Annotated in this window: 6 protein-coding genes and 1 pseudogene; 6 read left to right on the top strand and 1 reads right to left on the bottom strand. The window is 49.5% G+C overall.

Annotated features, from left to right (window positions below):
• Window positions 1-180: pseudogene (gene groEL / locus ACKOVI_RS04580) on the top strand (chaperonin GroEL); the annotation flags it as partial.
• Window positions 181-343: 163 nt separating this feature from the next.
• On the top strand, window positions 344-5,386 hold the full coding sequence (locus tag ACKOVI_RS04575; protein ID WP_509602873.1) for an MBG domain-containing protein: 5,043 nt from the start codon (window positions 344-346) through the stop codon (window positions 5,384-5,386).
• 60 nt (window positions 5,387-5,446) lie between these two features.
• On the opposite strand, the gene ACKOVI_RS04570 is transcribed toward ACKOVI_RS04575, so the two are convergent.
• A complete protein-coding gene (locus tag ACKOVI_RS04570; protein ID WP_509602871.1) occupies window positions 5,447-5,749 on the bottom strand; it encodes a WhiB family transcriptional regulator in 303 nt (100 codons plus the stop codon).
• Between the two features lie 185 nt (window positions 5,750-5,934).
• Between ACKOVI_RS04570 and ACKOVI_RS04565 the strand changes: the two genes are divergently transcribed.
• From ACKOVI_RS04565 to ACKOVI_RS04550, 4 genes are all read left to right on the top strand, one after another.
• A complete protein-coding gene (locus ACKOVI_RS04565; protein WP_509602870.1) occupies window positions 5,935-6,828 on the top strand; it encodes a MerR family transcriptional regulator in 894 nt (297 codons plus the stop codon).
• 45 nt (window positions 6,829-6,873) lie between these two features.
• On the top strand, window positions 6,874-7,989 hold the full coding sequence (gene guaB, locus ACKOVI_RS04560) for an IMP dehydrogenase (protein ID WP_509602869.1): 1,116 nt from the start codon (window positions 6,874-6,876) through the stop codon (window positions 7,987-7,989).
• The gene (locus tag ACKOVI_RS04555) at window positions 7,990-9,102 is read left to right on the top strand and encodes a GuaB3 family IMP dehydrogenase-related protein (RefSeq protein ID WP_509602868.1); all 1,113 of its coding nucleotides are present in this window, start codon (window positions 7,990-7,992) and stop codon (window positions 9,100-9,102) included.
• A partial coding sequence (locus ACKOVI_RS04550; RefSeq protein WP_509602867.1) for a glutamine amidotransferase-related protein occupies window positions 9,092-9,440 on the top strand: 349 nt, incomplete at its 3' end. The genes ACKOVI_RS04555 and ACKOVI_RS04550, both read left to right, overlap by 11 nt.

The raw sequence follows: 9,440 nt of genomic DNA, 5'->3' as shown, positions 1-9,440 counted from the left end.
CTCCGCAAGGATGGCGTTATCGATCCAGTAAAGGTAACTCGCTCGGCGCTTGCTAACGCGGCATCTATTGCTGCAATGTTCATTACAACTGAGGCAGTTGTCTTCGAGCGTCCGGCTGAGGCAGAGCCTGCAGCGACCGGTCATGGCCATAGCCACGGTCCAGGAGGACACTCGCACTAAGGAGAAATTGATAGGGGAAGCCCCTGACTTTCAATAGTCAGGGGCTTTTTCTCACCCTCAATAGATAGCCCTTTTCAGACTTTCGGTATAGTTGAGCCATCGCTTCACCCCAGTTCTCACCCCCTGACTTTAGGGGGCGGCCCGACCACCGAAAGATGGCTCCATGAAAAAAGTAACCTCGTTCCTTACGGCATTTTCACTTTCTCTCGGATTGCTCACGCTAATCACACCGTTAGCTTCCGCAACCAGCATTGATAGTTGTGATGGAAGCTATAGCTCTGGTGGAATTCGCGCCACAGCAACCCATAGCACGATCTTTTACATCGATTCTGGTCAAGGCCAGAATGTCGATGCTTCTTACGTTGGATATCAAATTAATTCCACGACAAACCAAAGTAATGTGTGGGCAAAAGTAGATTCATTTTCTGGTGGAGTTGTCTCGTTAGCGAACCCAGCTGATGCCGAGTTCTCGCTTGGAAGTATTTCTTCCGAGACCAAGACAGCATTCTTTCTTCTCAAAGCCCCTTCTAGTACTTCAACATCCCAATCTCACGTACTTCATGTTTATGATGGTAAACCGGGACTTACAACATCTACCGAACTTTATAGTTGTAAATTCACCTTTACCAAAGTTGCCGAGACGATCAAAGCTCTTGCCAACAAAGTGAATTCAGTGAGTTCTTCAGCGACATCCTTAAATTTGGGTGAAACATTTACCATTACCGAAACTGGAGCCACGGGAACAATCGGTCAAGGTAACGCCACAGATGGCGACATGATTTGGTTCTCACCTACCGCTCGCTCTTCTTGGCCATCTACTTCGCTGCGGCTTATTTCTACAACTGCTCTTTTCTATGACAAACAAACTATGAATGCAGGTGACTTGATTGCAACCAAAAATGATGTTCTTCGCGTTAAGAACCTCAAAACAATTGGCGGTGGCTCAAATTCTAAACTTTGGTACAAAGTAATTTATTACTTCAAAGTTCTTGGCCCAATTACCTCAAATGTTGATATCAAGCCGGTTGCGCAAATTTCCAGCGGAACTCAGGTAAAACACAACGACTTAAGCGGATCAGCACTCGCCACTTTGAGCTCGACGCTTACCTTCCGGGTATCTGCGACGCTTGCAAAATCAGTCTCATCGACCGTCTCATACTCATCTGGCAAAACTCAACTCAATTACACATTGACGCTTAATAACACCGGTACTTCTGCAGTTACCTTCGATCAAGTCGTGGATAGCCCGCCAACATCGCTTACTTATGTGGCAAATTCTGTTCGACTCTCTGGTGCTGCCACTGCTGAACCATCATTTAACTCTTCCAACCAATTGGTTTTCAGTCAACCAGTTACAGTTAATGCAGGTACTTCAAAAACAATTACTTATTCCATGATCGAGAAGGTTGCCTGTACTACATCTGCTGGCATTTCATTTCAAAATAGCGCAGTAGCCTACGTCGGAAGTACTGTGATTGGTTCAGGCGCATCTACCTATTCATTGACTACTGCGAGTGGTGTATGTGGAAACACAACTCTTGACACTGCCACCACCACAAATGCCGTTCTACCTGTAGAAGTTGTAACTAATCCAGCAACATCTGTTGCAAATACATCCGCAACAATCAACGGAACGGTTGACCCTAATTCAAACTCAGGTCAGACAATCTATTTTGAGTGGGGCACATCTTCAACGCTATCAACCTTTACCTCTGTCAATGTGGGAACAACTACCTCTGGTAATTCGCCATATGCGCTTACTTCGAGTCTGACAGGGCTTAGCGAAGGCACTATGTATTACTTCAGGATTAGAGTAGGTAGCGTTTACGGGCAAATTCTTTCATTTGTTACTACCCAGCCTGTATCAACACCGGTTGCAACCACAGATCCTGCTTCCAATGTATCCACAACAGATGCCACACTTAATGGAACTATCGATCCGAACTTGACCCCAGTCACCGTTGAAATGTTGGTTTGGAAAACTGGAACCGATACCGTAACTGTCCTCTTAACCGACGACCCATCTCAGCCCTACAACGGCAACTCTGCGCAGACGACCTATAACCCCTATCTGCAGCTTGGTGGCGCTTTCCCAACTCAATTCAGCATCAACATGACTGACCCGAATTACGGGCTTTCGGGATTTATTGGATCGGGAAATACGATTTACTACAGAGTTCGCGCAAAGCTTGTAACGGGTGGAACTTATGTATATGCCCCTGAGATCAGGCAGTTTACGATGACTACCTACAATCCTCAGGTCATCACTTTCGCGCCAATTTCAGATATCAATTACGGCGATTTGGCACCTCTCATCGCTCCAACATCCGATAGCGGAATGACAATTGCCTATGGCTCCACAACTCCCGATGTATGTACGGTCAGTGCATCAGGAGTAATTACAATTCTGAAAGCCGGAACATGTACCATCACGGCGGATCAGGCTGGCGGCCTCAAAGGCGGTACTTCAACCTATTACGAGCCTGCTATTCAGAAAGTTCAGTCATTTGTAATCTCGCCAGCAGCAATCACGATCACTGCCGCCGGTAAGTCAAAGTCTTACGGGGACTCCGATCCAGTGCTGACTTACACCATTACAGCTGGTGCATTGATTGGCTCAGATACATTTACAGGAACTCTATCTAGAGCTTCAGGTGAGTCAGTCGGCACGTACCTCATTAGCCAAAATACCGTAACCCCTGGTAACAACTATTCAGTCACGTACCAGAGTGCAAATCTCACAATTAATCAAAAGGTAGTTACGGTAACGGCTACTCCTAAGTCGAAGCAGTTTGGCGCTAACGATCCGACACTTACGTACACCTCTACGCCTGCCCTCAAGGCAGGAGACACATTTACCGGCACCCTCTCTCGTTCGTCAGGCGAGAACGTGGGTGATTACCCAATCCTTGTTGGAAGCCTCGCTCTTCCATCCGGATATCAATTGATCTTCGTAGGTGACACCCTTACGGTCACCGCAAAGCCACTGACAATTACGGCTGATAACAAGAGTAAGAATGCGGGCGACCCTACTCCAACGTTTACTTTCCAACATGGAGCCCTAGTAAGCCCAAATGACATCAGTAGTGTGACTTATAACTTCTCATCTGGTAGCTATGCTGATTCGACGACAGCACCAAGTGCCGATGGAAGTTACACAATTACGCCATCTGCTGCAGTTTTCAGCAACGGAAGCGCATCTAATTACAACATCACCTACGCAACTGGAACTTACACAATTACCAGCTTGCAAAGTCAGGTTCTCACATGGACAACTATTGGCAATAAAACCTATGGAAATACACCAACGGGTACTGTGACTTCCAATCGTGGCCTCACTCCAGTCACAATTGTCAGTAACACAACTTCAATCTGTACTGTGCCGAGCAGTTCTGTATCTGGAGCAAGCATTACCTTGCTCAGTGTTGGAATCTGTGAACTGAAAGCAAGCCAAGCTGGAAATGGAACGTATGGTCCCGCCACAGATGTAATCGAATCCTTTACTGTTTTGGCGGCGCCACTTGTCATCACGGCATCTTCTCCAACCGGAGTAACGGCTGGAGATCCAGTCCCAACAATCACTCCAAGTTATTCTGGGTTTGTAAATTCTGAAACCAGTTCTGTCCTCTCTGTACTGCCAACATGTATCACCTCGTACACAACCTCATCTTCTGCGGGAGCAACTGAATCAACTTCATGCTCAGGTGCGAGTGCTACAAATTACACAATTAGCTATGTAGCAGGCTCCTTTACTGTGGCTGCTGCAAACAACGGCAATAATGGTAATAACAACAATGGCAATAACAATTCAACTCCTGCACCGGTTGTAAAGCAGAAGACAACTATCAATTGGAAGAATCCAAATCCGATTTTTGTCGGGACGCCATTGGGAGGCGCCGAACTGAACGCCATTTATAGCGTGCCAGGCACTTGTGTTTACACACCGGCTCTCGGGACGTTATTGCCAGAGGGAACTCACACCCTGAGCGTGACTTGTACTCCAACTGACGGTGTCAACTATGAGCCGTTGACTACTACGGTAACGATTCAAGTCAAGCCAGCAAAGAAGAAGGCAACTATTCTTTGGTTCAACCCTCTCCCTATCTTCAACCCAAAGCCACTGGGTGCGGATGAATTAAATGCAAAGGGAAGCGTTCCTGGCTCGCTCGAATACGATCCTGCTCCAGGAACAGTTCTTCCACCTGGATCACATGTGCTCAATGTAAAGTTGAAACCAACCGATCCAAATATCGATGAAGTTGAAACCAAGGTTACGATTTTGGTAAAGACCAAGCCGGTGGATCCTAAGAATCCAACTCCAGCTACTCCAGGCAACTCGAATAACCCTGCGACTCCAGAAGTGAAAGAGCCACCTGCACCTTCAAAGCCAGCTAAGGAAGCTGCACCAGCTGCAATCCCTACTGCAAAGAACGCGCCAGTCCTTCTTACTGCGGGCCAGGTAGCGGAGGTAATTACGGTAACTCCAAATACGGCAAAGACCGGAATCATCGTCTCTGCGCCAGATTGGTCGCTCGCGATTAGTTCCACTACCAAGTTTGTAGAAGGAAATACTGCTGACAGTACTGCTCGAGTGGTTATTGAAAAGGGAAATACCGTGACAACGAGCGGTACCGGATTCAAGCCATTTAGCCAGGTCGATGTATTTGTCTACTCAACGCCTACCTGGTTAGGAGCGGTGATGACTGATGCCTTTGGTAACTTCACCACAACGCTTCCAATGCCAAAGGCGCTCCCAGAAGGCGATCACACCTTCCAGGCGGAAGGCGTAACGCCTGATAATCGAGAGCGCACGGCTGCGGTGCCAATTACCTTGGTACCTGCAGTTGCGACAGTTCAACCTGGGCAACTTCGATTTGAAGTCTACTTTGGTATGAACTCAGTAGTCATCACTAAGGCTGAGGCTGCGAAAATTGCAAAGAATGTGAAGGCAGCATTGGCTAAAGCAGATAGCAATTCTAAAATCACAGTGAGTGTTGTTGGTTGGGTACAACCAAATCCACGCCCTGGAGATATTAAATTCCTATCAACAAACCGGGCAAAGAATGTTGCCGACTTGATGCGAAAGCTTGGACTTAAAGGAAGTTATTCATTGAACTTCCCAGGGCTTGAGAAAGATAATATTCCAAGTGCACGTCATGCATCGGTAACAATTTCATGGAGTATCTCAAAGCCCGCAAGCGCTTAACTGATAGAAAAGCAAAACCCCGTCTCTTGCGAGGCGGGGTTTTCTTTTGTTACTGCAAACTTATGACGCTTCGGAAATCCGTGTAAATCCGCGACGTGACAAGATTGCAGCACGATCATCTTCAGAGAGTCCGCCCCAGATTCCATATGGCTCCTGGATTGCAAGGGCGTGATCGCGGCAGAGCTGCATTACTGGGCATGATGCACAAACCGCTTTGGCAGCATTCTCGCGATTGCGGCGACGGGGACCGCGCTCTCCATCAGGATGGAAGAACATCTCTGGATCCATTCCACGGCACGCGCCTTCGTACTGCCAATCCCATTCTGAAGCGATAGGACGTGGTGCTTGTGCGCTGATGTTCATAGTTCTCTCCTTAGTTACCTGCGGTACTTCGTTGACTACTGAACCTGCCGTAGGTTGCTGACAGTACAACCGATTCATAGGTTGTTCAAGTGCCAACGCTCCAAACGTTGTTCATATTCCCTGTCGAGTCCAAAATGTCCGAATTTCAATTGGTGAGTTGACGCACTCTCCGCCATCCTTGCGCCATGGCAGAGACGAAGAAGGATGAGGAGCTCCTCACCGTTGCAGCAGTTGCTCGCCGTCTCGGGGTAGCTCCAGCAACACTTCGTACCTGGGATCGACGATATGGCCTCGGGCCATCAACCCATGAAGCAGGCGAGCACCGCCGTTACTGCCCGGCAGATTTGATGAAGCTCACTTTGATGCGTCGCCTGATTAGCGCAGGTGTCGCGCCCAGTGATGCAGCTGAGAAAGCGAAGAAAGCAAAAGGCGCAGTAAAGCTGACAAAGATTGTTCGTGAATTTGAAGTGCGCGACGATGTCGTATCCGGATTAAATAAAGCTCTCCAAGCATTTGATATTGCATTTGTTGAAGAGACTCTGCGCACCGAAATAGAAGTTCATGGCGTTGAAGAAGCCTGGCATGAAATCATTGTTCCAACGCTGATTGAAATCGGCGAGACCTGGCAAGAGACTGGACAGGGCATTGAGATTGAACATGCCTTCACTGAAACGTTGAAGAAAGTATTTCGCGAACGTTCTGCAGCATGTGAGTCACCCACCAATGCGCACCCAGTAATTCTCGCCGCCGTCGGAGAAGAGCTGCACTCGCTCCCATTGCATGCCCTTGAGGCGGCGCTCTGTGAGGTGGGAATTAAGACTCATTTCCTTGGAGCCCGCACGCCCTTTGAAGCAATTGCAGCGACCGTTTCGCGAGTCGCGCCACCGGCAATCTTTCTCTGGGCGCTCTTACCTGAAAATGCACACCCTGATTTCTATCGCAATCTACCGGTCATTCGCCCAGCTCCTCGAATAATCCTCGGTGGTCCTGGCTGGGATCCAGAAGAATGTAGCGATGGAACCTTGGTCATGGGCCTAGGCAATGCCTGCGAGGAGATTCAGCGGGCCGTTGGCCTCTAACTGACAGGTTAGAATTACCCACCGCATAGCCTTGAAGGAGAGTAGATGACCATCGATTCAGAGAAGGTCGCGCTCCTTGGCCTGACTTACGACGACGTTCTGCTCCTGCCGGATGCATCCGATTTGGTCCCATCCGAGGTCAACACCTCGACCTGGTTGACCCGCAATATCTCATTGGCCGTCCCGCTAGTTTCTTCTGCAATGGATACCGTTACCGAGTCAGCGATGGCGATCGCAATGGCAAAGGCCGGCGGTATCGGAATCATTCACCGCAACCTTCCTATCGAAGAACAAGTCGCCCACGTCAAGCTGGTGAAAAACGTTGGCCTTGCAGGTGCTGCAGTCGGTGTAGGTGATGACGGATTTGCTCGCGCACAGGCGCTGATTGATGCTGGAGTTGATGTTGTTGTTGTAGATACTGCACATGGTCATCACCGCGCAGTTCTCGAATCCATCGCACGCATTAAGAAGTTTTCACCAACAACTGAAATCATCGGTGGCAATATTGCAACACGTGCTGGCGCACAAGCACTTATCAACGCCGGCGCAGATGCAGTCAAGGTTGGCGTCGGTCCAGGATCAATCTGTACAACTCGAGTTGTCGCAGGTGTGGGCGTTCCACAAATAACAGCGATTATGGAAGCCTCTAAGGCCTGTAACAAAGCTGGCATTCCATTGATCGCAGATGGTGGACTTCAATATTCGGGTGACATTGTTAAGGCGATTGTTGCCGGTGCGCATACAGTGATGCTCGGTTCACTACTTGCAGGTTGTGAAGAATCACCAGGTGAGCTCTTTGAAATCGATGGTCGCAAGTACAAGGGCTATCGTGGCATGGGCTCACTCGGTGCGATGCAATCACGTGGCGAGAAGAAGTCATACTCTAAAGATCGTTACATGCAAGATGACGTGCTTTCAGAGGATAAGTTGGTTCCAGAAGGAATCGAAGGCAAAGTTGCCTACAAGGGGACTGTTGCATCCGTTGTTCACCAACTCGTCGGTGGATTGCGCAGCGGCATGGGATATGCCGGCGCTCCTGATATCGAGACTCTTCGCCGTGAAGGCCGCCTGATTCAAATTACATCAGCAGGTCTCAAAGAGAGCCATCCACACGATGTTCTCGATGTTGCAGATGCTCCGAACTATGGAAAGAAGGCGTAAGTGGAGATCGAAATCGCACCAGGTAAGCGCGCACGCCAAGCCTTCTCTTTTGACGATATTGCAATTGTTCCAAGCCGTCGTACACGCACCCCGGAAGAGGTCAGTCTTGCCTGGCAGATCGATGCCTATAAGTTCGGACTCCCACTGCTTGCAGCTCCAATGGACTCTGTTGTTTCACCAGAGACTGCAATTGCTATCGGAAAGCTCGGCGGCCTCGGCGTTCTCAACCTTGAAGGACTGTGGACTCGTTATGACGATCCACGCATTCCACTAGGTGAAATTGCATCCATGCCAGAAAAGCATGCAACGCGCCGCATGCAGGAAATTTACTCTGCACCGATTCGTCCAGAGTTGATCAAAGAACGTATTCAGCAGATTCGCGATGCCGGTGTCACGGTTGCAGCATCTCTCTCACCACAGCGCACAGTCGAACTCCATGATGCCGTGATCAAGGCAGGCGTGGATATCTTCGTGATTCGCGGAACAACTGTTTCCGCCGAGCACGTTGGCGCAGAAGGGGAAGCACTTAACCTCAAGAAATTTATCTACGAACTTGATGTTCCTGTCATTGTTGGTGGAGTAGCGACTACAACTGGTGCACTCCATTTGATGCGCGCAGGTGCTGCTGGTGTTCTCGTTGGTTTCGGCGGTGGTGCAGCGCATACAACTCGCACGGTTACCGGCATCGAAGTTCCGATGGCTACTGCAGTGGCAGATGTTGCCGCTGCGCGCCGCGAATACCTCGATGAATCTGGCGGGCGTTACGTTCACGTTATTGCAGATGGTGCAGTGGGTCGCTCTGGCGATATCGCTAAGGCAATTGCATGTGGCGCAGATGCAGTCATGATGGGATCAGCTCTAGCAAAGGCAGTTGAGTCCCCAGGTCTTGGTTGGCATTGGGGATCTGAGGCATACCACCCAGAACTTCCACGCGGGCGTCGCTTTAATGTAGGAACAGTCGGAACTCTCGAAGAAGTTCTCGTTGGGCCTTCACAATCATCTGCTGGCGATATGAACCTCTTCGGCGCGCTCCGCAAGGCAATGGCTACCTGTGGTTACTCAGATGTGAAGTCATTCCAGCGCGTTGATGTAGTGATGCACCATGGCAAGTAATACGCCCCATGGCGTTCTCGTCGTAGATTTCGGTGCGCAGTATGCACAACTGATTGCGCGTCGAGTTCGTGAAGCACACGTCTTCTCAGAGATTGTTCCTTCATCGATTACTGCAGCAGAGGTAAGTGCCAAGAATCCTGAGGCAATCATTCTCTCTGGCGGCCCATCATCGGTTTATGCAGATCACGCACCTAAGGTCGATCCGGCAATCTTTGCACTTGGAATTCCTACCTTTGGCATTTGCTACGGCTTCCAGACGATGGCAGCAGCCCTTGCCGGTGTTGTCGCCCAGACGGGTAAGTCAGAGTTCGGTCGCACGCCACTAGAAGTAAAGCCTG

The sequence above is a fragment of the Candidatus Planktophila sp. genome, assembly GCF_046070465.1.
Lineage (GTDB): Bacteria > Actinomycetota > Actinomycetes > Nanopelagicales > Nanopelagicaceae > Planktophila.
Note: the sequence above shows the minus strand (reverse complement) of the source record. Positions and strands in the feature narration are given on the sequence as shown.

Coding starts and splice junctions, on each gene's coding strand:
- ACKOVI_RS04575 (WP_509602873.1), top strand. CDS start 344: ATGAAAAAAGTAACCTCGTTCCTTACGGCATTTTCACTTTCTCTCGGA.
- ACKOVI_RS04570 (WP_509602871.1), bottom strand. CDS start 5,749: ATGAACATCAGCGCACAAGCACCACGTCCTATCGCTTCAGAATGGGAT.
- ACKOVI_RS04565 (WP_509602870.1), top strand. CDS start 5,935: ATGGCAGAGACGAAGAAGGATGAGGAGCTCCTCACCGTTGCAGCAGTT.
- guaB (WP_509602869.1), top strand. CDS start 6,874: ATGACCATCGATTCAGAGAAGGTCGCGCTCCTTGGCCTGACTTACGAC.